Raw genomic sequence first — 26,325 nt, 5'->3', positions numbered from 1 at the left:
AAAAAACCTCATCCATTGATGAGGTTTTTTTATGGTGATTTTTCACGAAATAATCAAATATTTCGCCCTTGTCTTGTTTTAAACGCCAACGAAATTATTGAGTTTGTTGGTTCTGAGTTCTTCTTTATATTTATCTATTAAATTCTTAAGAAAAATGTCGTCAGTTCTATCGAGGTTTAAAGCGCTAAGATCGATCTGGCTCAGAAATTTTTTCTGCACAGATCGAATTTTTTCAACGGTAGAGTAGGGAGTGCGGTCAAAACAGACTAAGTTGTGATAGGTGCGGTAATCATTCGAGTAATTTCTGCTCAAAATATTTTCTATCAGTTTTTCCTGCATAATTTTTTCTAGATTTGGGTTATCCAATAATTCAGGATAATTAATACTTGACATTGAGTTGATAGCGTTGGCATTGGGAACGCGAGTCTCATTGAACATTTTCATGGTGCTTGGCCAATGATCATTATTTTGTTCAAGCAATTGTGAAAGAACAGTGCAGTCTTCAAAGCCACAATTTACACCTTGGCCAAAGAAAGGCACCATGCCATGTGCTGCATCGCCTAGAATAAGCAAAAAATCTCCAAAAACCCATCTCGACCCAAGAATGATTTTGAAAAATCCTACAGGATTTTCTTTATACTCGCTGGCCAAGGCGGGCATATAATTAGCTATATCAGGAAAGTAAGTCTCGAAAAAATCTATTATAGAGCTATCGCCTTTGATATTTTTGAATGATAATCTTGAGTCATCATTTTTCAAAATGAGCGCGCAAGTAAAAGAAGCATCTGAGTTTGGTTGAGCCACGAGCATAAATTGTTGTCGAGGCCAAATATGCATTGCATTTAATTCTAAAGATAACTTTTTATTTTTTGGTATGGCGAGCTCTTTATAGCAAAATGGAGATAAAGTTTTTTTAAAGGCTAAATTATTTTCCCTCTCAAGTATTTCCCTTACCTTGGAATTTACACCATCAGTGCCAATGACAATATCGGTGCTTACCTGTGCTTCTCTTTTTTCGTCGGGAACAATAAAATTAAGCAGGCGCAATTTAGTGTCTATGTCGTGCAAAATATATCTAAAATTGAAAGTTATATTTTTGTGGCTCAAACAGTTTTTATAAAGTATATTAAAAAGATCTGTTCTTGATATACAAAGTATAGATTCTGAATCATTTCTTCCATAAGGGATTGTCACATTGTGATTATTTTGTAGGTGATATATTTTGTTATTCATAGGTGTGCAATGAGCGATGACTTCATCGAAAATTTCAATTTCTTTCAAAGCATGTATGCCTCGAGCAGAAATATCCATGCTCATTGAACGGCCAATTTTGCCGTTGATATTGTATTTTGGAGCGCAGATATTTTGGATTGAGCGTTTTTCAAAAATCTCAACATTAAATCCTCGACGAGCAAGCATAGCAGCACACATTAATCCATTAAGACCAGCACCAATGATTGAGATATTACTTCCCATAGTTCACCCTTGTGAAAAATATAAATGCGAGAAAAGAGAAAGCGGCTAAAGATAAGCATCGCTCAAATATAAGAACAAATGCTATTAGATTAAGTGATTTTCTTACTATTAAAAAAATAGCGAAAATTTTTTTGTGTGATTTAATGGATCTTACTAATATTATTGATAAGTGATCAAAAAATAGAGAAATCTCTCGTAAGTAATTAATTGGGGGAAGCATGAAAATAATAACAATATACCTTGGTATGATGATGATTAGTTTGTGTGGCTGGGCGGTAAATGGAGAAGAGCGCATCACAGTAAAAGAAAACGTGAGTGCAACGTCATCAACGCGTAATAAGACGAAAACTTTATTGGTTAAAGATGGGTATAAAAGAAAAATAAATAAAAAGTTTTTAACACTCAATCCAAAGATAAAAAAATAAGTTCTAAAATAAAGGTTCAACTATTAGTCAGATATATGTAAAATTTGCACCTAAGAAACTAAATAGAATTTTTTAGGTGGAAGATTTAAAAATATGCTTGTTATGGCTAGGATCATTTCTCCAAAGCGCTTTATTCCTCTATTTAAAAAATAATTGAATAACATTATGAAAGAAAAAAGCGTTAGAATATTTTTCGGAGCTTGAAAAAGTACATTGGAGAATAATATATGGCTTCTAAGCCAACAATAATTACAGTAGCGAACCAAAAAGGTGGCGTAGGAAAAACAACAACAGTTGCAAATATTGCGGCTTCATTGGCTGATAGTGGTTTTCAGGTTTTGGTAATTGATTGTGATTATCAGGCAAACGCTACAAGTCTATTGTGTGGGGATGATCAATTTAAGCAAAAGAAAAATTCATTTACTTATGCGATAAAAAATGATCTTACTCTTGATAAAGTTGTTGTGAAAACTTCGTTTGCTAATATAGATATTGTTCCATCAAATCGTGAGCTCGATGATTTGAGAGAGCAATTGGTTGGGCAGCCTAATCAATTTAGGTTGGTGGATTTTTTGCTAGATTGTAAAGAAAGCAAAAAATATGATTTTGTTATCATCGATACCCATCCATCTTTGGATTGTTTTTTCCAGTCAGCTGTTGCGGCAAGCCATCATTATGTAATTCCACTCTTTCCGGAGGCGGATTCAAGTCGAGGTTTGGCGCATCAAATTCAGGCCATAGATAAAGTAAAACGTTATCTAAATCCAAATTTAAATTTTTTGGGATGTGCCATCGTTAAATTTGATCGTTACAACGCGACTCATCAAAAATTTGAAAAGCTGATTAGAAAGTTTGCCAAAGAAAATAAATTAGGAGTTTTTAAAACTAATATTCCTAATTCTCAATCCGTGGCGGCAGCGGCAGCACATGGTTTGCCCTTGTTTCACTATAAAAACGATTCACCTGCAACCAAAGCTTATAAATCTCTTGCGAAAGAAATCGTGGGCTTGGTCAAGAAACAAAATAATCAAAAACCAGGTCGTTCTTTAAGAAAAACCTCCTTCACACCTGAACTTGAAGTTGCAGCAGAGCTGTAAACAAATTTAAAGTAGACGTGTCTACAAAATATTTGGAGAAGTAATGGAAAATCTTACTAATGCCGTAGCAAAAACCATGAATTTTGTATTTGCAGATATAGAAGATGCGACCAACGAAAAGAAAAAACGCATCACTTCCCTTAGGGCACATATTGGGAAAGTTGCAAATATTCCTATCGATGAAATTGAGACCAACGAAAATGTGAGAAAAACGATAGATGCTGAATCTGAAGCTTTTCAGCGTTTGGTTCAATCTATCAAAAAGTACGGTTTATTGGAAAATGTTGTTGCAGAATTGAGAGTTAATAAAAAAGAAACAGATTACCGCTTGGTTTGTATTGCAGGGCATCGCAGAATTTTAGCTGCAAAAATGGCTAAAAACATTACCAAGGTACCTTGTTTGCTGCAAGCTTTTAAACAGAAAGGCGATCACATAGGTGCAGCACTTGCGGAGAATCTTAATCGTGAGGATTTACACTGTCTTGACGTAGCTGATGGCTACAAAAAGTTGATTGAATCAGGATGGACAGAACAGGATTTAGCAGCCCATTTTTGTCGTGATATTCGAACAATAAAACACTATTTAAAAATGGCTGACTGGAATGATGAAATAAAAGAATTATTTCGGGGACATCCGAGTATTTTTTCGACTCGCGTTATTATGAGGCAGTTCGCTTATAAAAAATTTAGTCGCGAAAACGAATTGAAAAATTCTATTAAAGCAATGATTCAACCAAAAGAATCGGTTAAGAAAAAACGTGCATCACGAGCTGTTATTTCTGCGGCGGATGGAGTGCTAAATAAGAAGGCTATCAAAAGTGAACTGAGTTTGTATTTGGAAAAGCAAAAGTTATTAAGTGAAATTATAAAAGAAGAAATTGTAAAGGCTTTTAGCGAATTAAATCTCATCTGAATCGCAAATAATTCATAGCAACTGAATAAACTATTGAAAGTATTTTGAAGTAAGCTGCGAAATCATTTTTGGTAAGTAGTGGGGCAAAATTTTTATTTAAAGCCTGATAATTCTCAATGGAAAAAGCAATAGTGACGACTCTAAATATCTTTTGATTCTGGAGTAAAGAAATAATTAATTGCTCCAGAATCTACTTTTGACTTTTAATTTTAGCGATTGGCAATTTTTTTATATGTGCCCATTAGCTCTGCCGTAGCGATAGTATGTCCTTTTATTGCATGTAAAAGTTTTTCTTTGGTCGTTTCTTTAGGAAGGTTTAAAACAATATCCAGTGCATAGAGCCGTACAAAATAGCGGTGAGTCCCTGAAGGAGGGCATGGGCCCATGTAGCCGTTTTTATGAGTGCTATTGAGGCCTTGTTGTAGCGCACCAGGTGCAGCTGAACTATTTTCTTTAAGCTGGCTAATATTTTTTTCTAAACCCCATGCTACCCAGTGAACGAAAACTCCGTGAGGGGCATCAGGGTCTTCCATTATGAGTGCAAAATTTTTGGTTGCCTTGGGAAACCCTCTCCATTCAAGAGGAAATGAAATATTTTCACCTTCACACGTATATTTCGTCGGTATTGATTTTTCTCGAGAAAATGCAGTGCTTGTTAAAATAAAATTTCCCTTTTCATTTTCAGTATTGTTGCATGTATCACCCATGAATAGACCGACTCCAAGCAAAAATAATCCCAAGGTTGTGTAACTCATGCATCCCCCAGAGTTTGTTTTAAAAATTAAAAAAGCTTAAGTTTGGCTTAACGTATATATTCAGAGCTGATGCAAACAAAACTAGCTTATTTTATTTTTCGATACCTGGTGGTAGAGATTCAAAAATTCATGGGCTGTAAGATTTTCTGGTCTATTATTTCCATCAATCGCAATATTTTCAAAATTATCTTTAGATATTTTCGAACGCAAAATGGTTGAGAGTTTTTTCCTGCGCTGTTGAAAAACTTCACGCACGAAAGCTACAAAGTCATCAAGATCATTAACTTTTGTATTATCTTTGCGTCTTCTTAGTTTGATGATCGATGAATCAACTTTGGGGATAGGCCAAAAAGCATTGCGGTTTACATTAGTAACCTTTTCAATTTCAAACAAAAGATTGAGAACAACGGTGAGGAAGCCATAACTTTTTGTGTTGACTTCGGCATTCAGTCGATCGGCGACTTCTTTTTGCACTAAAAAAACTGCACCCTTTAAATAATCAAGGTACTTGAGCATCAAAAAAATTATTGAGCTTGTTAGATGATAGGGTAGGTTGCCCACCAAAACCGCAGAATTATTGCTAGGAATGATAGACGAGAGATCAAAACGGGCACCATCTGCCTCATGAATCAGCAATCGGCCCGAGGTGATACTATCTGCAAATTCTTTCGATAAAATAGGTATCAAGTCACGATCTCTCTCAATTACGTCGAGTTTTTGGCTTATTCGAAGCAGATGGTGCGTTAAAGATCCTGTGCCAGCTCCTATTTCCACAACCCTCAGCTCAGATCCAAAATCGGCTACAGCTTGCGCAAATAGGATGTTTACTTTTTGATCGAGCATAAAATTTTGCCCGAACGATTTTTTCGGTTTGAGACCGCTTTCAAGAACGATTTCTTTGGGCGATTTTTTGTTTATTGTCATGAAAAACTAGCCACGTCTTGCACCGCTTTTTTCGTATTTTTTCATGGCACGGCGCTGATGTCGATTAAGTTTTCTATCATCAGATGAAGCATCCGCATCTTCTCCATCTATAGCCGATGCCGTTGGTTTTTTATTGGCATTGTTGCCGCTTTGTCCTCGGCCAAATACTTGTCGGTTTTGCATTTTTTTAGCCATTTCTTGCTGCTTAGCTTCCAGTGCTTCCATCTCTTGTCGAGCTTTATCGCTTGACTCTTGCTTAATCTCAACCTTAAATACTTTTTCGATTACTTCGTCACGAATAAAAGACATCATATTAGAGAAAAGATAAAATCCTTCTTTTTTGTATTCTTGTTTAGGATCTTTTTGTGCGTAGCCTCTAAAGTGGATACCTTCACGAAGGTGATCCATGGCCTGCAAATGTTCTTTCCATCGGCGATCAATAGTTTGCAGATAGACAAAATGTTCAATTTGTCTGATCAAACTCTGTCCAAGATTGTTTTCTTTGTCGTCATAAAATTTGCTAATAGCACCGAAGATATAATCCATCAATTCGTCGCGGTCGCCGTTTACTGAGCTGCTAAGGTCGATGTGCAAACCAAATAGCTGTGCAAGATCTTTCTCGAGTTGATTTAATTTCCACTCACTTGGGGCAATTTTTTCAGGCGCCGCCATATTTACTAAATTGACTATGGCTTGTTCAACGAGATCGTAGATCATTTCCCGTATCCCGTGACCCTCCAAAACATGTCGTCGCAATCCATAGATAGTATTGCGCTGTTGATTCATAACGTCATCATATTCGATCAATTGTTTACGGGAATCAAAGTGAAAACCTTCTACACGTTTTTGTGCATTTTTGATCGAGCGAGTTACCCAAGGATGTTCAATGGGTACATCATCTTCCATTCCTAGGCGTTCCATCATACCGATCATGCGATCAGATCCAAAGATACGCATAAGATCGTCTTGCAATGAAAGATAAAATACGCTGGACCCAGGATCGCCTTGCCTCCCTGCACGACCACGTAATTGGTTATCAATTCGTCGTGACTCGTGGCGCTCTGTGCCAATGATTCGTAGCCCACCAACTTCTAAAACTTTGCTCTTTTCATCACGACAAATGGCGGTAGATTTTTCTAACTCGTGTGTGTAGAGCTCTACGGCTTTATCGTAAAAAGCTTTGCGTTCCTCAAAAATAAGTTTTTGAGCTTCTTCAAGTGTTGTGGGAAGTCCTTCCTTGGACGGATCCTTTCCTTCCTCTTTGAGTTGATTGATGCGCTGATCGAGTTCGGCAATATACATTCGTTCGTGACTATCGCGCTGAGCGAGATTCCGTGTGTTAATTAAGTCCGGTCGTCCAGTAAGAAAGGCAAACTGTGCGATCTGTTCGGTGGTTTCATGCATGGCTTGAGCGACTTTGCTGCGAGCCATAAATTCGGGATCACCACCTAAGATGATATCGGTACCGCGACCTGCCATATTGGTTGCAATAGTAACTGCTCCAAGTCTTCCCGCTTGAGCGACGATAGCAGCTTCATCACGGTGTTTTTTGGCATTAAGTACATGGAAAGGAATATTAAGCTTTTTCAGCCAGCGCGAGATGATCTCTGATTTTTCAACGGATACGGTACCCACAAGTACTGGCTGACCTTTTTGGTGAGATTTTTCTATGTCTGTTGCGACGGCTTTAAATTTTTCAGCTTCGGTTTTGTAAATAAGATCCTGCTCATCGATTCTTTGCAGCGACTTATTAGTCGGAATAACTAAAACATCAAGGTCATAAATTTGAGCAAATTCTTCTGCCTCGGTATCGGCGGTTCCTGTCATACCTGACAGCTTTTTGTACATACGAAAATAATTTTGGAATGTGATAGTTGCTAAAGTCTGATTTTCAGCTTGTACACGAACATTTTCTTTTGCTTCTATGGCTTGGTGTAAACCATCCGACCACCGACGACCATGCATCAAACGTCCAGTGTGTTCATCAACGATGATTACTTCGCCCTTTTCAATTACATAATCGACGTCACGCTTAAATAAAGAGTGAGCTCGCAATGATTGATTGAGATGATGAAGGTATTCAATATTAGCAGGATCATAAAGATTGTTTATGTTTAAAAGTTTTTCAGACTTTTCAATACCAGATTCTGTGAGCATTACTGCGCGTGATTTTTCATCGATAGAAAAATCAGAATCCTTTCTTAATTTAGGGACGACTTCATTGGCAACCTGGTAGGTCGATGTACTTTGTTCTGATGGACCTGAAATGATTAATGGAGTTCGCGCCTCATCGATCAAAATGGAATCAACTTCATCAACCACTGCAAAGAAGTGATCTCTTTGTACATAATCTCTCAAATTGAATTTCATGTTGTCGCGCAAATAATCAAAACCAAATTCGTTGTTTTGCCCGTAGGTGATATCTGCTAGGTAGGCTTCTTTTTTGGCGTTTTCACCTGTTTGAGGAACAACAACCCCAACACTAAGACCCAAGAATCGATAAATTCTTCCCATCCACTCAGCATCACGTGATGCCAAATAGTCGTTGACAGTCACTAAGTGTGCACCTTTACCGCACAATGAATTAAGAACCAAGGGCAAGGTGGCGACCAAGGTTTTTCCTTCACCGGTTTTCATTTCTGAAATTCTGCCCCGATGAAGATTGATACCACCGATAAGTTGCACATCATAGTGACGCATATTGAGCACGCGCATACCTGCTTCGCGGACGGTGGCAAAAACTTTTGGTAGTACAGGATCTAAAATTTTGTTGTAATCATCTCTTTTTGGCGCAGAATTATTTTTTTCCATTGCCAAAACTTCTTTTGAAATATTTTCCTTAAGCGTTTGGATTGTTTCGAGCAGCTGTTGATCACTTTTTTGATGCGTTTCATTTTCTAAGCTATTTACAGCTTGAACGATGGGGCCAAGGGCCCTTACTTCTCGGTCATTTTTACTACCAAAGATTTTTGAAAATATACCCATGTTATGTCAACCCTCGTTCAAAAAAGAAGCAGCTTCTATTTACCTTAAAATATATATTTTACTCGCTTAACCTATACGAATCCATTTTTGCCCGGTCAAGTCTGTTTTTTCTCAAGCTTAGTGGTTAACACTTGCTTTTGTGAAAACTATCCGGCACACAAGGCTTTAAGCAAAATAACCAAAAACGTCCAATGAAAGTCACAAGAAAGTTATTGGTAAACTCAAAACCCCAATGGTCAAGCGGAGCATTGCACATGTTTAACAAAGAACAGTTACGAGATATTTACCTAATGGGTATTGGTGGCACTGGAATGGGCGCTTTTGCTGGTTTACTTAAAAAAAGTGGGCATCATGTAAGCGGTTCTGATAACGCAGTGTATTCGCCCATGAAAGAAAAATTAGACGAGTGGAATATTTCTTATACAACACCTTATAAAAGTGAAAATCTGCAAAAAAGACCCGATTTAGTGATTGTAGGTAACGTTATCAGAAAAGATAATCCAGAGGCCCAGGCATTAAGAGAAGCCAGTATTGCCTACGAATCTTTTCCAAGCGCTTTAAATAAATTTTTTTTAACTCAATCTATTCCATTGGTTGCTAGTGGAACACATGGAAAAACTACCTGCTCTGCCCTGTTAGCTCACTGTCTTTATCAGGCTGGTAGGGATCCGGGTTTTTTGATAGGCGGTATTCCTATAAATTTTGGTGAAAGTTTTCGGGTTTCTTCTAAAAAACAACACTATCCCTTTGTGGTTGAAGGTGATGAATACGATACAGCCTATTTTGATAAAAGGCCTAAATTTATTCATTACAATCCGCATTACTTGTTGATTACTTCAATTGAATATGATCACGCAGATATCTATCCAGATCTAGAGTCAATTATCGATGCTTTTTCTAAGCTATTAAAAACGCTCAATCAGGATAGAACAATTGTTTACAATGTTGCAGATAAAAATATTCATGCGGCTTTAAAGTGCTCTCAAACAAAAGCAAAACTAGTATCTTATGGCGCAGGCGCTGACTATCAGGCTGTGGAGAGTATTTTTGACGAAAAAGGGATGAGTTTTAAGGTAGGCTCTCTAAAAGGTGTTTCTCCAGTGCTCAGCATTCCACTCTACGGCAAGCATAATCTTTCTAATGCCCTTGGTTGTTACACCATGCTTAAAGAATATGGGCTTGAGCATGATGAAATCGCTCAGGGTTTTTCTTCTTTCAAAGGTGTCAAGCGACGAATGGAAGAGATTTTTGACCAAAAAAAAATAATAGCTATTGATGACTTTGCCCATCATCCCAGCGCTGTAAAAGAGACGATATGGGCCACACAGCAAAAGTATCCTCAAAAAAAAATATGGGCTATTTTTGAACCACGTTCGGCCACAAGTTGCAGTAAAATTTTTGAGAGCGCCTATCAAGAAGCGTTTTTAGCGTGTGATAAAGCAATTTTTGCGCCGGTTGGACGCGATTTACCCGCGGATAAAAAAATTGACACTTTGCTTATTGCGCAATCACTCAATAACAGAGGGGTTCAGGCACATGCATGTACTGACTACGAACAAGTGCAAAAAGAAATTAAATGTGCCAGCGATGATGTCGTGCTGTTATTTATGTCGAATGGTGCATTCGGTGGAATCTTGAATAAACTACCGCATATTTTTTCATAAAAAATTTCAAATAATTTTTAGATTTCATCATCTTATTAAAAATAAAACCAAGATTGTGTAAAGTACGCTTATAGAGCGAGCATTTTTAATTGTCGCGAGGAAGAATATGAAAAAAATAACCAGCAGTTTAACCTTTGCTTTGATGATTTTATCTTTGACTTTTGCTTGTAATAAAAATGCAACTAAAAAAACGGGAGAAGATATTAGCATAGTATTTAAATCTTCTAAAGGAACACCTATCGCAGAAGTAGGAAATACCGTGCTTACATTGGAGGAGCTGAGTGAAGATTTTTTATCGAGACAGGGAACATTTAGAGGAGCTCCTCACCTAAACACCGAGACAAAAAAGATTGAGTATACGAAAAACGCTGTCCATCAACGAGCTCTTTTTCTTGAAGCGATAGAAGAAGGGCTCTTAAATGATGTGGATGTGAAGAGGGATATTGAGAAAATTGTTGTACAAAAATTAATGCGCAAAATGCTGAATAAGGCCCAAGATGAATATGTGGCTACTGAAGAAGAGATGAAAGAGCACTACGAAAATAATCCCAATCTTTATAATCGCAGTGAGGCCGTTAAGGTAGCCTATTTTGCTATTCCGTATCAGAGCAATGAAAAAGATGCCAAAAAATTAGCAGCTGAATTGCAAAAAGATGCTAAGGAGACGGTAAAAAACGCTAACACCAAGGAATTCGCTCGCTTGGCATTAAAGCATGCGCAAAAAAATATGAATTCTATGAAGATCAATTTTGAGACCAATGAATCGAGCTATTTAGAAAAAGCTGATTTTGACAATAAATTTGGTAAGGGTTCCTTTGAGCTTGCTAAAAAAATGGAAAAAGTAGGAGAGGTGGGTCCTATTTTATCAAATGGTACAAATTATTTTGTCATTATGAAAACAGGATCGCGCAAAGCTTTGAATGAAAGTTTTGCAGATGCCAAGCCAAAAATTCAAAAGCGTATCGCATATGAACAACGAGGAAAAGTTTATGAAAACTTCATGAATGATATTCGTAAGAAATATAAAATTAATATTCACAAGGATTTGGTTGCCAAATTAGGTGAAGAAAAATTGACAGATGAAAAATCCACCGCCAGCGCTCATTAAATTTATTTAACTATAAAATACTGAGGGTTAAGGTTAAAAAACGTCAGTCTTTACGGCTGGCCTTTTTTTTGCGCGAATAATGTTCTATGGAGTCGGGCAAAGCGGGATTTGAATATGAATGTTTTTTTTAGCTTACTGCTATACAGTGTGCCATGTGCTATTTTGGCCTTTCTAGGGTCTTGTACTCCTGCGCGCTTGGCTCAAAAATCTAGAGTTGAACAGATAATTCCGCCACTTGATACTACCGCTTTGGCTGAAAAAGCCAAAGAAAAGCCAAATGCGCTGAGTGAAGAAGTTCTTCTCATAAAATCTAGCGATAACAATGAGTTAATCGATAAAATCTGTGCGATCGTTGATTCTGAACCGCCGATTTTGCTGAGTGATGTCAATAAGAAAGCTCTTGAATTACAGCTCAATCCCTCTGAGGCGCTACAAGAACTCTTGCGAGATCGCGCTCTTAGCATTTATGCCCGCAGACTTAAATTTAGTACGATGGATACCCATAAGGCAGCAGAAGAGCACATTCTAAAGATCATGAAGGAAAATAAACTCAACAGAGATCAATTTGATAAAATTCTGCGTGGTGCTCCTTATTTTACGACGCTTCAGCAGTACTCGTACGAGACTGCTTTTTTGATTTTAAAAAACCAAATTGAAGCCTCTATCGCAAGCAGTATTCAAATAACTGATAAAGATGCTAAACGAGCCCTAGAACAAAATAAATCTCAAAATAAAAAAGTTGAAGTGGTGTTTGTTTCAGTACTTCCTGGCAAGCAAGATAATATAAAAACCAAGGAAGTTACTGCAACTTCTCAATTTAGCAAAGCAAACGATATTAGAAAGGAGTTTTTGTCAAAAAAATCCTTAAAAAGTTTAAAAGTGAAGTATGAACAAGACAAGGATGTAAGGTTTAGTGGTGCAATAGAATACGAAGAGGGAGTTTTAAGAACGCAGTATGAGGCGCAACTTAAAAGTGACCCTTCAACTTTGATTACCAAGCCATTTGTAGATGGTGGTGCGGTAGTTATGATTGTGCGGATAGAAAAGCTACTGTCGACGGATATGAGTGAAACCGCACTTGAGAAAGTGCGAAATGATCTTTATAAAAAGGCAGTTCGACAACGACTCGAAGCCGTTACAAAAGAAATATTGGTTAGTGTGCCAGTGAAAGTTAATTGTACATGGTAAAAAGTTTAGAAGTTAATAATTTTTTGGAGAACAATTTCTTCATGTGGGGTTAGTAAATGCGTGTTGCTCTATTTTTCGATGGAAAAAATTTTTATTCTGGATGGCGTGAGGCGGCTAAGGGTAGAAGAATTGATTTTGCTCGTTTGGCTGATTGGTTGGTCGAAAAAGCCGGAGGAAATTGTCTTTGGGGAGCCTATTATTACACAGGAATAGATGATTCAATTCAGCAAGGGCAAGCAGATCCTCAACAAAAACTGGCAGGTTTTCTCGATATGCTTGAAACTCAGCCAGGTTTTTTTGTACATACTTTTAAACGTAAAGTTGGCTCCATTACCTGTACTGATTGTGGAACAGAAAATCGCTACATTTTGGAAAAAGAAGTGGACACCACAATGGTGGCCCATATGGTTCAGATGGCAGCACAAAATTCTTACGACATTTTAGTATTGATGTCGGGCGATGCCGATTACGCACCAGCGATTAAAGCAGTACGTCAACTTGGCAAGCAAGCTTTTATTGCCAGTTGGGGGGGGACAGGCGTAAGCAAGCGTATTAGGAGTGCAGCTTTTGATCACATTGATATGTTGGAAGGGCTACCTGAATTTGAACGAGAAATCGGTCCTGATGAAGATAGTTATTCACCTTATGTTACTGAACATGAGTCGAATTTAGAAATTTCTACCGTAACAGGTGATATCTCGATGGATTCTTTTCTTGCTGAACTGCAACAAGCACAGAATAAATTTAGTGGTGGTTATGTTGGGCTTGGCTATTTTCTTACACGCTGGCGCTCTGCCCACCTCGACACAACGCCTGATAATCGACGCATGGTGCTCGACAAGCTGTTGGCCAAAGGATTTGTGGAAACCTATAATGCCCCTGATGGAGCATTGGCAATTAGAGTTTCAGATCGCTTCCTAGCTGGTGCATCAGCTTCTCAACTAAAGCCAAAGACTTTTGAAGATGAGCGATCGACCAGTGAATTAGCGCTGGATTGATCAGTATAAAAATATAAAAGCAGATACGCTAAAGTAAAAAGCGGACCCTAATGGTTCGCTTTTTATTTGCTTTTTCCTAAATCGCTCATGAGATTGGCCAAATCATCAGCGTGTTCTTCTTCTTGTTCTAAAATTACTTCTAAAATTCTTCTCGTTGTAGGATCGTCATCACCGACATAAGCGATCATTTCCCGATAGCTATCGATGGCAATTCTCTCTGCAACAAGATTTTCTTCGATCATTTGTTTAAGATCTTGGCCCTCAACATATTCTGCGTGGCTTCTTGACTCCAGCCCTTCGGGCGACCAATTGGGCCTTCCTCCAAGCTGTACAATGCGGGCAGAAATTGCATCAGCATGAGCTTGTTCTTCATTCGCATGCTCAAGAAATTCTTTGGCAACTGTTTCAGAATGAATACCACTGGCTAGAAAAAAATGACTCTTATAACGCAAGATACAAACAATTTCTGTGGCGAGAGCTTCATTGAGTATAGCTATCACTTGTTTGCGATCTGCTCTATAGCCTTCAGTGACGGCTCCTTCTTCCATGTGTTTGCGAGCACGCTCTCGGATTTTTTTAATATCTGAAATAAATGCTTTTTTGCCCATGTGGTCTCCTATTTTAAGTTTTATTGCATTTCTTTTTGCTTGCACTTTCTTTTGGCTTCTTTGATTTTGAATCTTTTGAGGTGGAAGCTTTATTGTCATTTGGCTTGGTCGATGAATATAAATCCTTGTACCATCCACCTCCTTTCAAATGAAAAGAACTGTTGCTGACAATTTTTTTTAAAGTCCATTGAGCGCCGCAATGAACGCATTTTTCAGGTGCCTCTTCGTCTGCTCTTTGCAAAACTTCCAAGATTTCATGACATTGTTCACACTTGTATTCATAAATAGGCATCTTAATCCTCTAAAATTATTAAATCCACTTATTGCCATAGTCACAGACATTTTAGGGGTCAAGGATTAGGGTTGTTTCTTTTCAATATATTGAAATTACTATTTTTTCTGGCCTGGCGGCCTATGCTAGACGAACAAAATCCCAGTGCTAATATACAAAAAAAATTATTTCTAGGTATTATATGGTTGCTTGCTTAAACAAAGAAGCGATTATGGCTGAAACATTACGCTTTGCAGAAACAGTGTTGCCAACAAACTTTGGTGACTTTCGTTGTATCGTCTATCATCTACAGGATGGCCTCGAGCATGTTGCCTTAATTAAAGGTGATGTGGCAAATAAACCGGGTGTTCTTTTGCGAATTCAGTCTGAGTGTTTGACTGGAGAAGTTTTTTCATCACAAAAATGTGATTGTAAACATCAGCTGGATAAAGCTCTTTCTCTCATCGAAAATGAAGGTACCGGTATTCTTTTGTATTTACGTCAAGAAGGGCGTGGTATTGGTCTTGGAAACAAAATTAAAGCCTATCATTTGCAAGAAAAGGGCGTTGATACGGTAGATGCTAATCGAATTCTGGGGTTTCCAGATGACAGCCGTGATTTTTGTTGTGCCATCCGTATTTTGCGAGATCTTGGGGTAGCCTCAGTTCGTGTACTAACCAATAACCCAATGAAGGTTGATTCCTTAGTGAATGCAGGTATTCATGTCCTTGAGCGTCTACCGCTGTTGACGGATGTGCATCATTTGGCACAGGACTACTTAAAAGTAAAAGGTCAAAGAATGGGACATTTTCTTGACGAAGAAAAACTCAGTTCTGATTCTTTGGGAGCAAAACTAATTAAGAGTAGACTTAGTTAGTCCGCTGCGGGCGCGGTTTATTGCTTTTACCACTATAAAAACCGTTGCGGCGATAAAGAAAAAATCAACTATGGTTGAGAAAAAAGTACCCACATGCAAAATGACAGCTGGTGATATTTCTTTCCCATGTTCTATTTTGGCTGGAGCTAAAGTTATTATGTATTTGGCAATGTTTGTATCGCTTACTACTTTTCCCAAGACAGGCATTAAAATATCTTGAACGAGCGAAGATACTATTTTTCCAAAGGCATTGGCAATAATTAGACCGACCGCTAAATCAATGACATTGCCTTTCAGTGCAAATTCTTTAAATTCTTGTAGAATACTCATGTTTAAAATATAAAAATATTTTATAGCTAAGTAAATATTTTTTAGTTTTCACTTTCAACAGTGATTTATTCGAATGAATTTTTTACTTAAAAATTTAGAGAGCACGTCGTAAATGCAAAAAAAAACACCTCAAATAAGGTGTTTTTTGGTGCCCAGGAACGGAATCGAACCGCTGACACGAGGATTTTCAGTCCTCTGCTCTACCTACTGAGCTACCTGGGCATCCATTCAGAACTATGCCGAAATAGAATTTTTGGTCAAGAGAGCAGAGTTAAAGAATTTATAGCTATTTTTGGCATTATGAATTTTTTTATTGTTTGGTAGGAGCAATAGTCTTTTATGCATTGCTTCGCCATGTTTGCCAAAGGTAAACCAGTACAATAAAAACAATAAGCGGGTAAATAACCATCATCACTGGGGAGATGATTGCCATAATGCCTTCAAATTTTAGTAAAGATGTTAAAAAAACGCTTGTTGTGCTGAGCAGCAAAGATAAATTTTTGTTTTGTTTTTTTAAAAAGTGATTCTGGATAAATTCACTTAACGCCAAAATCAATGCAATGGCGGTGGTAAAACACGCTAAGGCAACAGCTAATCCGGCGATGGGGCCTAAAAATGATCCCAAGGTATGTTTAGCAAGGATAGAAACAAGCTCAATGCCATTTTTTTCTATCAAAATATCATTGTGAAAAGAAGCCGCAGCGATGAGCGAAACATACAGTGAAGTAAGAAGCGTGATTGCCACTAAAGATCCTTTGAGTGTGGTAAGTACGATTTCTCTCTTACTTTCGAAGTTTGATTTTATGAGCATAATGAGTGAGCTTGAAAAAAATAAAGAAGAGAGTAAATCTTGCGTGTTATAGCCTTCAAAGAGGCTTTCTTTAAAAAGAGTGCTGTTATTTTTGAGCGGCGGATCTATGTGGCCATTGATTAAGGCGAAAGAGACCATGATAGCAACTGAAAGCAAAAGAAGAGGAGTGAGGATCTTTCCCAAGTTATCAACAAGATGACTGCGGTCGTTGATCAAGTAGACTGCTGCACTCAGGAAGCAAACAGAAAATATCCACAATGGCGGCATAGGAAAAAAAGTTTGTAATGATGCATGAGCGAGTACAACGCATCGTGGGCCTGCACCGAATGGAATAAATGAGAGAAGAACCAAAAAAATTAAGGCGAGGCTTAATTTTTTGGGAAACACTGTCTTAAAAATTGCCTCATAATCACCTTGCGCAAAAGCAATGGCGACAACCCCCAAACAGGGTATTAAAACCGCGCTCAAGATAAATCCAAATGCGCTTATGAGGAAGGATGATCCCGCATCACGACCAAGCATTAAAGGGTATATTAGGTTGCCTGAGCCAAAAAACATTGAAAACAAAGCAAGCCCTATAACAACAAATGTTGGTGCTCCCTCTTTCATTTTAGCTCTCCGGTGTGGCTCTTGTATCTTTTTATCCACAATAGACGAATAACTAAAAGAAATAGTATGGGATAGATAATTTGCATGGCCGGAGCGATTACAGCCATCAGGCCCTCAAAATGCAACAACGACATAAGCCAGACCAAGCCTAGAGTGAACAGCAGTGCTATTTTAAATGGAATATGAGAAAAATGAGTTGCCAAAAAATCTGCAAAGACAAGCACTAGGGCGATCTCTGTTGTGAGACAAGCGAGAGAAACTGCAATAGAAGAAATTCCTCCAAAGTAACTTCCTAGAGCGATATGAGCGAGCGTTGAGACCAGTTTTTCTCCTGATAAACCAGATAGGTATTCCGCGTGAATAGCGCTTGCGGCCATAAGGGCACCGTAAAATAGCGCAAGCAAAGCTACTGCAACGAGTCCTCCTCTCCAAGTTTTTTTTAGTGCGAGCTTTTCGTTCATGTTTTGGTTGAGCATGCTCACTAAAGAGGCAGAGAAAAATACGGCCGCAATCAGATCCTGGGTGTAATAACCATCCATGAGACTTTTGGTAAAAACTTCTAAGGCAGGAATATCTGAAGCATCGAGATCGCCTTTGGCAACCAGAGAAGAAATTACTATGCATAGGATAGATAGGAGAAGAGCAGGGGTAAGAATTTTTCCTAAGAGCTCTATCAATCGTTTCCGGTTATTTACAAAGAAATAAACTAAAGCCAAAAAAATAGCTGAGAATAGCCACATTACAGGTGTACCAATGACGTATGTACTGATGGATGCATGGGCAAGGATCACGCATCGGGGGCCTGAGCCAAGCGGTATCCAAAATAATAAGATAAGCAAAAAGAACCATCGAGAATATTTGGGCTCCAAGAGCTTATCAAACAGCTGATCGTAATGCCCCTGTGCCGGAATCATAGCCATAATTCCTAAGGTAGGCAGGGCTACAGCGGTAATAACAAAGCCTATAGCGCAGATATAGAAATATCCTTGATATTGAGCACCGAGCATAAGAGGAAAGATCAAATTTCCCGAACCAAAAAACATGGAAAAAAGCGCCAACCCGACGACAAAGCTGCTGGGAGGTTTTTTACTAGACACCATTAATCTCCTCTTTGGTGCAAAAAAAAACCCGGCGATTTGAGGGCCGGGAGTTTTTGTTGCTTACCTTTAGTCTGCCTAAAAAACGCCCAAGCCTCTCGTTTGAGTGGCGGCTGAGGTGGTGGCAGTGGTGAAGAATATAAATCCAAACATGCATTGAAGCTTAAGTATTTAAAAACTAAAGTCAAGCAGGCCTGTAAGCTGTTGAAAAAACATGTATAACATTTAGCAGTTCATGTGTTTTTTAATCGAATCTAATTTTTGCTTCAAAAGCAGCTCATCGATTCCATAGTATTACTTGCGATTTTGATTAGGAAGTACTGCATATAGTTGGCGCGCTCTGCAGGATTCGAACCTGCGACCCTCGGCTTAGAAGGCCGATGCTCTATCCAACTGAGCTAAGAGCGCAAAAAAAATGGTCGGGGTGGCAGGATTCGAACCTACGACTTCCTGCTCCCAAAGCAGGCGCTCTACCAAGCTGAGCTACACCCCGAATAACCAAGACTTATGTCGCAAAAAAATCTCTTTGGCAACTACTTTTTTTAAAAAATGTTGTGCTCCTTTGATAAGAGCACAATTTACGGACAAAAAATTTTGATGAGCAACAATTAAATTTGAGACACTTATTTTGTTAGTCTTTTGATCCCTAAAACAAGTTGTTCATATTTATCTTTTAAGGCAGTGAGTTCTTTTTGGTGAGTATCTATAACACTCTTAGGCGCTTTTTTTATGAATGACTCGTTATTTAAACGTGCTTCTAAGTTCGTAATTTGGGACAGAGTTTTTTCAAGTGTATTTTTTAGGCGTTGTGTTTCTTTTTTAACGTCAATTAAACCTTCGAGAATGATCACCGCATCAGCCAAGGCGCTACTATTGATAACGCTCAACTCTGTGGGCAAAGGCTCACCTCTAAGAAAGACCTCTATGGTTGATGTCTTAGAAAGATGGGCGATGAGATGAGTATTAGCCAAAAGAAGTTCTTTGATTTTATCATCTTTGGCATAAAGTTTGACCGGAACAGCGAGACTTGCTGGTAAGTCAGATGATTGTCGACCGTTCTTAATCATGGTGCTGACTTCAAAAATAGTATCAATGGTGAGTTCAGCGTTGTCATCGATCAGGGCAGCATCACAATCAGGAAATGGAGCAACAGCGCAGAAATTTATATTTTTCTCCTTGTAGCTTTTGGTGCTTGGAAGCACTTGCCAGATTTCTTCGCTAATAAAGGGACAAAAAGGATGGAGTAAACGCATGCTGGTATCAAGCAACAATACCAATATGCTCTTGGTTAATTTTTGCTGTTCTTCGTTGTCATGTCGAAGAGAAACTTTGGCGCACTCAATATAGCGGTCGCAATATTCGTTCCAAAAGAAATGATAGATACTTTCTGCAGCTTCGCTGAAGCGATAGTGCTCAATATATAAATTTACTTTATCAACAACTGTATTAAGAGCTGAAAGAATATAGCGATCTGCGAGAGATAATTTTTCATAATTTTCACTGAGATCTAAGAGCTTTTCATCATTTACGTTCATCAGCGCAAAGCGTGTCGCATTCCAAATTTTATTGAGGAAAGCACGGTAGCCCATCACTCTTGGTACAGAAAATTTGACGTCTCTTCCTTGACCAGAAAATATAGCCAAGCTCAGACGTAGGCCATCAGCACCTGCACTGGGAATTCCCTCTGGAAAATCCTTTTTGATGCCTTGAAGAACGAGAGGCAAATGACTTTCTGGCACAGGGTAGGTTTTAACTTTTTCTATTAGAGCTTCAAGTGTGATTCCCTCAATTACATCGATGGGATCAATGGCGTTGCCTAAAGATTTAGACATTTTTCTGCCATGAGCATCGCGCACCATGGAGTGAAGATAGATATCCTTGAATGGAGGTTTTCCCATGAAGTGGATGCCAAACATCATCATGCGGGCGACCCAGAAAAATAATATGTCAAAGCCAGTTTCAAGTACTGAGCCTGGGTAGTAACGTGCAAGATCGGGAGTCTGATAGGGCCAACCTAATGTAGCGAAAGGCCATAGGCCAGAAGAAAACCATGTATCAAGCACGTCTTCTTCCTGAAGATAATTATGAGAATCATGTGGTTCATCCACGAAGACGTGGGAAAAAGCAAGAATTGATGCTTCGTCTAGCTCATCAAGTGCGAGACGCACAACTTTTTCAATAGGTTCACCATTCTTTAGTGCTTGGTAACAGTTGAGGTGAGAATTTTCTTGTTCACAGAGTATGGTGTCTTTGAGTGTTTCGATGTGGTAATAAACCGGAATACGATGTCCCCACCACAGCTGTCGGCTAATGCACCAATCTTCAATATTGAGCAAAAAATGATCCCAGATCTTTTTGAACGATCCGGGGATAATATTAACTTCACCATTTTCTACTGCATCATAGGCTTTTTTTGCTAAGGGCTTTGCGTTGACAAAATATTGCCTGCTAAGCATAGGCTCAATATCAGCACCCGAGCGCTGAGACACACTAACAGCATGGGTGATAATTTCACTTTTTCGTTTAAGTCCGAGCTGCTCTAGTTTTTCTTTAATAAGTGTGCGGGCCAAAAATCGATCGCAGCCTGCAAATTCTCCGCCATGTTCGTTTACTTTTGCATCCAGTGTAAAGATGTTGATGAAAGGAAGTTTGTGACGCTCACCAATTTTAAAATCATTTGGATCATGGGCAGGGGTTATTTTTACCGCCCCAGAGCCGAACTCTTGCTCGACATAGTCATCGGCTACAATGAGAATTTTTCGTTCTGGAATAAAGGGGTGGATGAGTTCTTTGCCTATCAAATGTTGGTAGCGTTTATCTTTGGGGTTTACCGCAACTGCTGTATCTCCAAGCATGGTTTCTGGGCGCGTTGTCGCAACTACGATTTCTTTGCTTGGGTCATCCTTGATCTTGTAAGCAAAATAAAAAAGCTCTCCCTCACGTTCTATGTGATCCACTTCTTCATTGCTTAAAGCAGTTTTGGCTTTAGGATCCCAAGAGACTAAGCGTTCTTTACGATAAATTAAGCCTTCATTCCAAAGCTGAACAAAAGCTGTGCGCACCGCGTATGAACATTGTTCATCTAAAGTAAAGTGCAGGCGATCCCAGTCAGCAGAGGCGCCCATTAACTTTAATTGTTCAATAATGTTTGAGCCGTGTTTTTCTTTCCATTGAAAAACACGTGCTAAAAATTGTTCTCGTCCCAGCTCATGGCGAGTTTTCTTTTCTTTTTTTATAAGTTCACGCTCTACCACTGTTTGTGTTGCAATGCCCGCATGATCAATTCCTGGGAGCCATAAGACGTCTTTGCCTTTCATACGCCAAAAACGAGCCAGTATATCTTGCAGAGTGACAAAAAGAGCATGGCCGTTATGTAAAACTCCCGTCACGTTTGGAGGCGGCATCATTATGGTGTAGGGAGATTTTTGTTGATTTTGTTGATAGCCTGCTTTGAATAAATTATTTTCGAGCCAGATTTTATACCATTTATTTTCTATTTTTTGGCGGTCAAAATTTTTATCTAATTGAATGTTTTCTTTTCCCATAGACGAGATTCCATAATGCTGTGAGGACCTGTGAACTTTATGCTTGTTTTGATGGTATTGGACAAGGCCCAATCTAACAGAATTCAAAAGTCGGGCCAGCAATAAAATTCAAGATAGTGGATAATCGTTGTAGGAGAGATGGGGGAAGTAAAGTGAAAAATCTACAAACGCACCGATGTATCCTATTTATTATTTGTCTTAGTGCAGCATCTTTATTTTCGAGTTCCCGTTTGGATTTAAGTGAAGGAAGCTTATATTTGAGAGGGGCTTTTTCTTTAGATTATCAATTGTCTAGCTTAAAAAATAATGAAAATCATATAGATTTATTTTCGGATATTGCCGGTGGTTTTTTGGTTAAAGATAATTTTGCATTTGGCTTAGCTATACCAATTAAATGGATGCTTTTACCTCTTGGTGAAAGTGATGTAGGAATATCGGTTTTATCAAGTTATTACTTCGATATTGAATCGCCAATATTTCCTTATTGTGGTGTTAATATTACGCCGCATTATAAATTTGTAAGTAAAGAGTTTTTATTTTATATGGCTTTAAATTTGGGGATATTGGTTACGCTATCAGAGTCTGTGGCTCTTGATATTGGGCTTGCTCCTAAACTTCACTTTCCCATTGGTAATAGACAAGGGTGGAAGTTGGAAGTGCCCACAGGACTGATCGGTGTTCGAGCCTTTTTTTAGTGAACGGTCTACATTCGATAGTACCAAGAGGAACACCAGCCTTTAGGATGGATTGGGCCGGGAACCACAGTGCACCCTCCACATTCAGATGCTGAGGTGGGGAGGGTATAGAGTTTGCAGTTATCACATGTTCTTGTTTTTATGGGTGTATTATCAGTGTATCTAAGATTTTTTCTGCGAGCTTTTTGTTCATCGCTCATATTTATTGTTTGGCACGTTATTGTATCGTTTTTTGCGTTTATCTGTTCATTTTTATCTGTTGCTTTAGATTGATTTCTTTTGCAAGCAGATAAAAATGTTGGAACGAGTGCAAGGCCTGCAGAAAATACTGTTGCACCTTTGAGTAAGTTTAAAAATTTTCTTCGTGGAAATTTTTGATCTTTCATGAAAAATTCCTTCATTTAGGCTGTAAAATTATGTGGATAATGGCGCAGTTTGAAAAAAAAATTTCAATGGGGGAATGTCGACGTAAAATGCTAAAAAATGATCTAGTAATAGGTGAAATAATAATAGAAAATATATGCTTTTTTTGATCTCAATTGTTCCGAGAAACAATAGCAATCAATTAAATAAGCAGCAAAAAAATTGTGTAATCCTTTCAGTTAGTTAACTGGTTGTCAAAAAACTCCATTGCTAAAACCCTTTTCTATTTGCTAGAGAATAGAGGTTAGCGAACAAAAATCCAGTGGGCACTTAATTTGTTAATCTGGTTTAAAAGACCAATATCGAAGATGTTGTCTATTTAAGAATAATGGTTGGTATTTTTGTTTTTGTCAGGGAATTATCATGGTTGCGATAAAAGAAATGAATGAACACTCCAGTGATTCTGGTAGGGAACAGGCGATTGAATTATTGACTAAAGCCAGGGCGGTGCTTAAGCGTCGCTTGAGTTTTTTTGTCTGGCAAGGTTTTTTTGAACCCCTGGATGCATTATCGCTCAGTGAAAAGGAACTTTGTTTGGAAGCTCCTACTTCTTTCCATCGCAATTGGGTGATGGATCATTACATGGGTGAGCTTAATGCAGCTATTTCCGAGGTGTCTGGCGAGGATATAAAAATAGAGATAGTTTGCAGCGACTCGCGTCCTCGCATGAAGCCTCAACCAAAAGCAAAAGAAAAAATTAAGTTTCCTAAAGAAAAAAGTTTAGAAAACGGCGCATACCATCAAGAAAGCAATGAGCCTGAAAAAAATGCTCCGCTGTTGCCTGTTAAAAATCCAGGAATTGGTGATGAAGCAAAAGTGCTTCCTCTTTTATCTAATACCAATTTGAATGCAAGCTATAGTTTTGAAACCTATATTCAGGGGCCATCCAACCAAATGGGTTATGCCGCAGCTTTAGCTGTAGCTGATCATCCTGGCACTCAGTTCAGTCCTCTTTTTCTTTTTGGTGGTGTAGGATTGGGTAAAACTCACTTGCTTCATGCGATCGGTCTAAGGGCTAAACAACTCAATCCAACTTTAAAAGTGGTCTATCTTTCTGCTGAGCAATGGGTCAATTCCTATATTCAAGCTATCAGGGAGAGACAATTTGATTCATTTCGAAATCGTTATCGAAATAGCTGCGATATTTTACTGATAGACGATATTCAATTTTTAGCTGGAAAAGACGCCAGTCAGGATGAATTTTTTCACACTTTTAATTCTTTGCATGAAGCAAAAAAACAAATAGTGGTTACTTCTGATAAGTATCCTCACGAAATAAGTGGATTAGAAGAGCGATTACAGACTCGTTTATCGTGGGGATTGATCGCTGATATTCGTCCTCCAGAAATTGAAACCAGAATTGCTATTCTTCACAAAAAGGCGGAGAGCCTCAATGTTAAACTATCTGACGATGTAATTAATTTTTTGGCAACCAATGTTGTCAATTCGGTGCGGGAGTTAGAAGGAGCACTGGTGAGACTGTCTGCTTGTGTTTCGCTAACGAAACAAGAAATGACTTTGAGCCAAGCACGAGAAATTCTGGCACCTGTGATCAAGAGAAAATCTGCAGCGGTTTCTTGGCAAAAAATCTGTGAAATTGTTGCTTCTCATTATGGTTTGCGAACAAGTGATTTAACAGGTGCATCTCGCCAACGTCAGATAGCTTTTGCTCGCCAAGTAGCGATGTCATTTTGTCGTTTAATGTTGAATATGAGTTTACCTGAAATAGGAAGGGCTTTTGGCGGAAGAGATCATTCGACAGTTCTTTCTTCCATTAGAAAAGTTGAAAGCAACAAAGAAAAAGATGTTTCTTTTATTCATACATTGCAAAAACTAGAGGCAAAAATTTCAGCAAGTGCTTAATCTTTGCTGGATAAGAATAATCTTTTTTAGAAATAGGGCTTTATAAGCCCTGTTTTTTATTTGAAAGAGAAAATTTTTTGTTTAGTAACGATAAGTATCTGGTTTGTAAGGACCGTTTACGTCAACGCCAAGGTAGTGTGCCTGTTCTGAACTAAGTTTTGTAAGATGGACACCGAGGTGATCGAGATGCAAGCGAGCAACTTCTTCATCGATAATTTTTGGCAAAGTATAAACCTGACCTATTTTGAAACTCTTTTGATTATTTTGAGCATCTTGCCATAGGGCGATTTGTGCTAACACTTGGTTGGTAAATGAAGATGACATAACAAAAGAAGGGTGACCGGTTGCGCAACCTAAATTTACCAGCCGTCCACGGGCAAGCAGGGTCAGCCGTTTTCCATTGTAAAAAGTAAATTGATCAACTTGTGGTTTTATCGAAGTTGATTTTATTTCGGGATCATTTTCTAGTGAGGCAACATCAATTTCAGAATCAAAATGCCCGATGTTACACAAAATAGTTTGATCTTTCATTTGTACCATGTGCTCTTTTCTTACTACCTGCATGCAGCCAGTTGCGGTCACAAAAATATCTCCTATCGGTGCGGCCTCTTCCATAGTTACAACTTGATATCCTTCCATAGCAGCTTGCAAAGCAATAATGGGATCAATTTCTGTTATTAAAACTCGAGCTCCTAAAGAACGGGCAGATTGAGCGCAACCTTTGCCAACATCGCCATATCCTGCGATAACGACAACTTTTCCGGCGATCATTACATCTGTGGCTCGTTTGATACCGTCCATGAGTGACTCGCGACAGCCGTAGAGATTATCAAATTTAGACTTAGTGACTGAATCATTAACGTTGATAGCAGGGCATTTGAGTTGATCATTTTTACTCATTTCATAGAGCCTTCGCACACCTGTTGTAGTTTCTTCTGATAATCCTACGATGCCCTGATCATGGCTGAATAAATGAGGATATTTTTGGTGAACCAACCCTGTTAAATCGCCACCGTCATCAAGAATTAAGTTAGGACCAAGCCCATCTTTAAATGCAAAAAGCTGCTGTTCTAAACACCATTCATATTCTTCTTCACTTTCATTTTTCCAGGCGAAAACCGCAATTCCTCTTTGAGCCATTGCTGCTGCTGCGTGATCTTGGGTCGAAAAAATATTGCATGATGTCCAAGTTACTTCAGCTCCAAGATCTACCAAAGTTTCAATCAGTACGGCGGTTTGCACTGTCATATGCAGGCATCCTGCAATACGGGTGCCTTTAAGTGGTTTTTTCTCACTATATTTTTTTCTTAGCGCCATAAGGCCAGGCATTTCACACTCGGCAATGGTTATTTCTTTGCGCCCAAAGTCAGCTAATGAAATATCAGCAACTTTGTAGGGAAGATTTTTTTGATGCATAGTAGTTCCTTTGAAAATGCGTATGGTTTTGCTTAGTATCAATTCTAACCAAAAAAGAGCCAAAAAATTTCCCTAATAGTTGCTATGGTGATCGGTATTGACATTAACTTCGATTACTTTAAAGAATGGCTCAGTGTCTTTTGATGGGGCGTAGAAAAGTTGGCAATTCATCGGTTTTTGGTACCGACATTCGTAGGTTCGAGTCCTACCGCCCCAACCAACGCTTTTAAAACACTGGACCAACAAT

Annotated in this window: 22 protein-coding genes and 4 tRNA genes; 11 read left to right on the top strand and 15 right to left on the bottom strand. The window is 38.6% G+C overall.

The genetic code is table 11. The features are described from left to right. Positions 1–78: 78 nt before the first annotated feature. On the bottom strand, positions 79–1,476 hold the full coding sequence (locus H6731_05665; protein ID USN51890.1) for an FAD-dependent monooxygenase: 1,398 nt from the start codon (positions 1,474–1,476) through the stop codon (positions 79–81). Between the two features lie 218 nt (positions 1,477–1,694). Here H6731_05665 and H6731_05660 point away from each other — a divergent pair, with 218 nt between their 5' ends. From H6731_05660 to H6731_05650, 3 genes are all read left to right on the top strand, one after another. Beyond that, complete coding sequence (locus H6731_05660) at positions 1,695–1,901, top strand: hypothetical protein (protein ID USN51889.1); 207 nt, start codon at positions 1,695–1,697, stop codon at positions 1,899–1,901. A gap of 227 nt (positions 1,902–2,128) precedes the next feature. Next, a complete protein-coding gene (locus H6731_05655; GenBank protein ID USN51888.1) occupies positions 2,129–2,998 on the top strand; it encodes a ParA family protein in 870 nt (289 codons plus the stop codon). Positions 2,999–3,041: 43 nt separating this feature from the next. Next, complete coding sequence (locus H6731_05650) at positions 3,042–3,911, top strand: ParB/RepB/Spo0J family partition protein (GenBank protein ID USN51887.1); 870 nt, start codon at positions 3,042–3,044, stop codon at positions 3,909–3,911. Between the two features lie 209 nt (positions 3,912–4,120). Here the strand turns inward: H6731_05650 and H6731_05645 are convergent, their stop codons facing one another. The 3 genes from H6731_05645 to secA all read right to left on the bottom strand — a co-directional run bounded on the left by H6731_05645 (position 4,121) and on the right by secA (position 8,575). Next, on the bottom strand, positions 4,121–4,618 hold the full coding sequence (locus tag H6731_05645; GenBank protein USN51947.1) for a YbhB/YbcL family Raf kinase inhibitor-like protein: 498 nt from the start codon (positions 4,616–4,618) through the stop codon (positions 4,121–4,123). Positions 4,619–4,747: 129 nt separating this feature from the next. Further along, positions 4,748–5,590 carry a ribosomal RNA small subunit methyltransferase A gene (rsmA, locus tag H6731_05640; GenBank protein USN51886.1) on the bottom strand — a complete coding sequence of 281 codons (843 nt, stop codon included), beginning with the start codon at positions 5,588–5,590 and terminating at the stop codon, positions 4,748–4,750. A 6-nt stretch (positions 5,591–5,596) separates the two neighbouring features. Beyond that, positions 5,597–8,575, bottom strand: coding sequence for a preprotein translocase subunit SecA (secA, locus tag H6731_05635; GenBank protein USN51885.1), 2,979 nt, complete (start codon positions 8,573–8,575; stop codon positions 5,597–5,599). A 254-nt stretch (positions 8,576–8,829) separates the two neighbouring features. Between secA and H6731_05630 the strand changes: the two genes are divergently transcribed. The 4 genes from H6731_05630 (at position 8,830) to H6731_05615 (ending at position 13,533) form a co-directional block, all read left to right on the top strand. Further along, a complete protein-coding gene (locus H6731_05630; GenBank protein USN51884.1) occupies positions 8,830–10,239 on the top strand; it encodes a UDP-N-acetylmuramate dehydrogenase in 1,410 nt (469 codons plus the stop codon). 106 nt (positions 10,240–10,345) lie between these two features. After that, positions 10,346–11,347 carry a peptidyl-prolyl cis-trans isomerase gene (locus tag H6731_05625; GenBank protein ID USN51883.1) on the top strand — a complete coding sequence of 334 codons (1,002 nt, stop codon included), beginning with the start codon at positions 10,346–10,348 and terminating at the stop codon, positions 11,345–11,347. Positions 11,348–11,461: 114 nt separating this feature from the next. Then, on the top strand, positions 11,462–12,535 hold the full coding sequence (locus tag H6731_05620; protein ID USN51882.1) for a hypothetical protein: 1,074 nt from the start codon (positions 11,462–11,464) through the stop codon (positions 12,533–12,535). Between the two features lie 56 nt (positions 12,536–12,591). After that, entirely contained in the window at positions 12,592–13,533 is a 942-nt protein-coding gene (locus H6731_05615; protein ID USN51881.1) for an NYN domain-containing protein, read from the top strand. Between the two features lie 62 nt (positions 13,534–13,595). Here H6731_05615 and H6731_05610 read toward each other — a convergent pair whose 3' ends face one another. Both H6731_05610 and H6731_05605 read right to left on the bottom strand, forming a co-directional pair. After that, complete coding sequence (locus H6731_05610; GenBank protein USN51880.1) at positions 13,596–14,141, bottom strand: bacterioferritin; 546 nt, start codon at positions 14,139–14,141, stop codon at positions 13,596–13,598. 13 nt (positions 14,142–14,154) lie between these two features. Continuing rightward, the gene (locus H6731_05605) at positions 14,155–14,433 is read right to left on the bottom strand and encodes a zinc ribbon domain-containing protein (protein USN51879.1); all 279 of its coding nucleotides are present in this window, start codon (positions 14,431–14,433) and stop codon (positions 14,155–14,157) included. 211 nt (positions 14,434–14,644) lie between these two features. Between H6731_05605 and ribA the strand changes: the two genes are divergently transcribed. Next, a complete protein-coding gene (ribA, locus tag H6731_05600; protein ID USN51878.1) occupies positions 14,645–15,289 on the top strand; it encodes a GTP cyclohydrolase II in 645 nt (214 codons plus the stop codon). Here ribA and mscL read toward each other — a convergent pair. From mscL to H6731_05565, 7 genes are all read right to left on the bottom strand, one after another. After that, the gene (gene mscL / locus H6731_05595) at positions 15,266–15,619 is read right to left on the bottom strand and encodes a large conductance mechanosensitive channel protein MscL (GenBank protein USN51877.1); all 354 of its coding nucleotides are present in this window, start codon (positions 15,617–15,619) and stop codon (positions 15,266–15,268) included. The two genes, ribA and mscL, sit on opposite strands and share 24 nt — an antisense overlap. 146 nt (positions 15,620–15,765) lie before the next feature. Continuing rightward, a tRNA-Phe gene (locus H6731_05590) sits at positions 15,766–15,841 on the bottom strand. A gap of 115 nt (positions 15,842–15,956) precedes the next feature. After that, entirely contained in the window at positions 15,957–17,039 is a 1,083-nt protein-coding gene (locus H6731_05585; protein USN51876.1) for a branched-chain amino acid transport system II carrier protein, read from the bottom strand. After that, positions 17,036–18,139 carry a branched-chain amino acid transport system II carrier protein gene (locus tag H6731_05580; GenBank protein ID USN51875.1) on the bottom strand — a complete coding sequence of 368 codons (1,104 nt, stop codon included), beginning with the start codon at positions 18,137–18,139 and terminating at the stop codon, positions 17,036–17,038. The genes H6731_05585 and H6731_05580 overlap by 4 nt, the downstream gene beginning before the upstream one ends. 328 nt (positions 18,140–18,467) lie before the next feature. Next, positions 18,468–18,544 (bottom strand) — tRNA-Arg (locus H6731_05575). Between the two features lie 8 nt (positions 18,545–18,552). Then, a tRNA-Pro gene (locus H6731_05570) sits at positions 18,553–18,629 on the bottom strand. A gap of 130 nt (positions 18,630–18,759) precedes the next feature. Further along, positions 18,760–21,681 carry a valine--tRNA ligase gene (locus tag H6731_05565; GenBank protein ID USN51874.1) on the bottom strand — a complete coding sequence of 974 codons (2,922 nt, stop codon included), beginning with the start codon at positions 21,679–21,681 and terminating at the stop codon, positions 18,760–18,762. Between the two features lie 152 nt (positions 21,682–21,833). On the opposite strand from H6731_05565, the gene H6731_05560 reads away from it, so the two are divergent. Then, positions 21,834–22,376: a hypothetical protein gene (locus H6731_05560; GenBank protein USN51873.1), complete on the top strand. Its 543-nt coding sequence runs from the start codon at positions 21,834–21,836 to the stop codon at positions 22,374–22,376. 8 nt (positions 22,377–22,384) lie between these two features. Here H6731_05560 and H6731_05555 read toward each other — a convergent pair whose 3' ends face one another. After that, positions 22,385–22,762 (bottom strand): high-potential iron-sulfur protein, encoded by a 378-nt coding sequence (locus H6731_05555; GenBank protein USN51872.1) that lies wholly within the window; start codon positions 22,760–22,762, stop codon positions 22,385–22,387. 400 nt (positions 22,763–23,162) lie between these two features. Here H6731_05555 and dnaA point away from each other — a divergent pair, with 400 nt between their 5' ends. After that, positions 23,163–24,662, top strand: a complete 1,500-nt coding sequence (gene dnaA, locus H6731_05550) for a chromosomal replication initiator protein DnaA (GenBank protein ID USN51871.1) — start codon at positions 23,163–23,165, stop codon at positions 24,660–24,662. 81 nt (positions 24,663–24,743) lie between these two features. On the opposite strand, the gene H6731_05545 is transcribed toward dnaA, so the two are convergent. Further along, positions 24,744–26,078 (bottom strand): adenosylhomocysteinase, encoded by a 1,335-nt coding sequence (locus tag H6731_05545; GenBank protein USN51870.1) that lies wholly within the window; start codon positions 26,076–26,078, stop codon positions 24,744–24,746. 144 nt (positions 26,079–26,222) lie between these two features. Here H6731_05545 and H6731_05540 point away from each other — a divergent pair. Next, positions 26,223–26,298 (top strand) — tRNA-Gln (locus H6731_05540). The last annotated feature ends 27 nt before the right edge of the window (positions 26,299–26,325 follow it).

It is taken from the genome of Myxococcales bacterium, assembly GCA_023898405.1.
Classification (GTDB): domain Bacteria; phylum Myxococcota; class UBA727; order UBA727; family JABDBI01.
The sequence above is the reverse complement of the archived record's forward strand: the minus strand, read 5'-3'. Positions and strand labels throughout refer to the sequence as shown.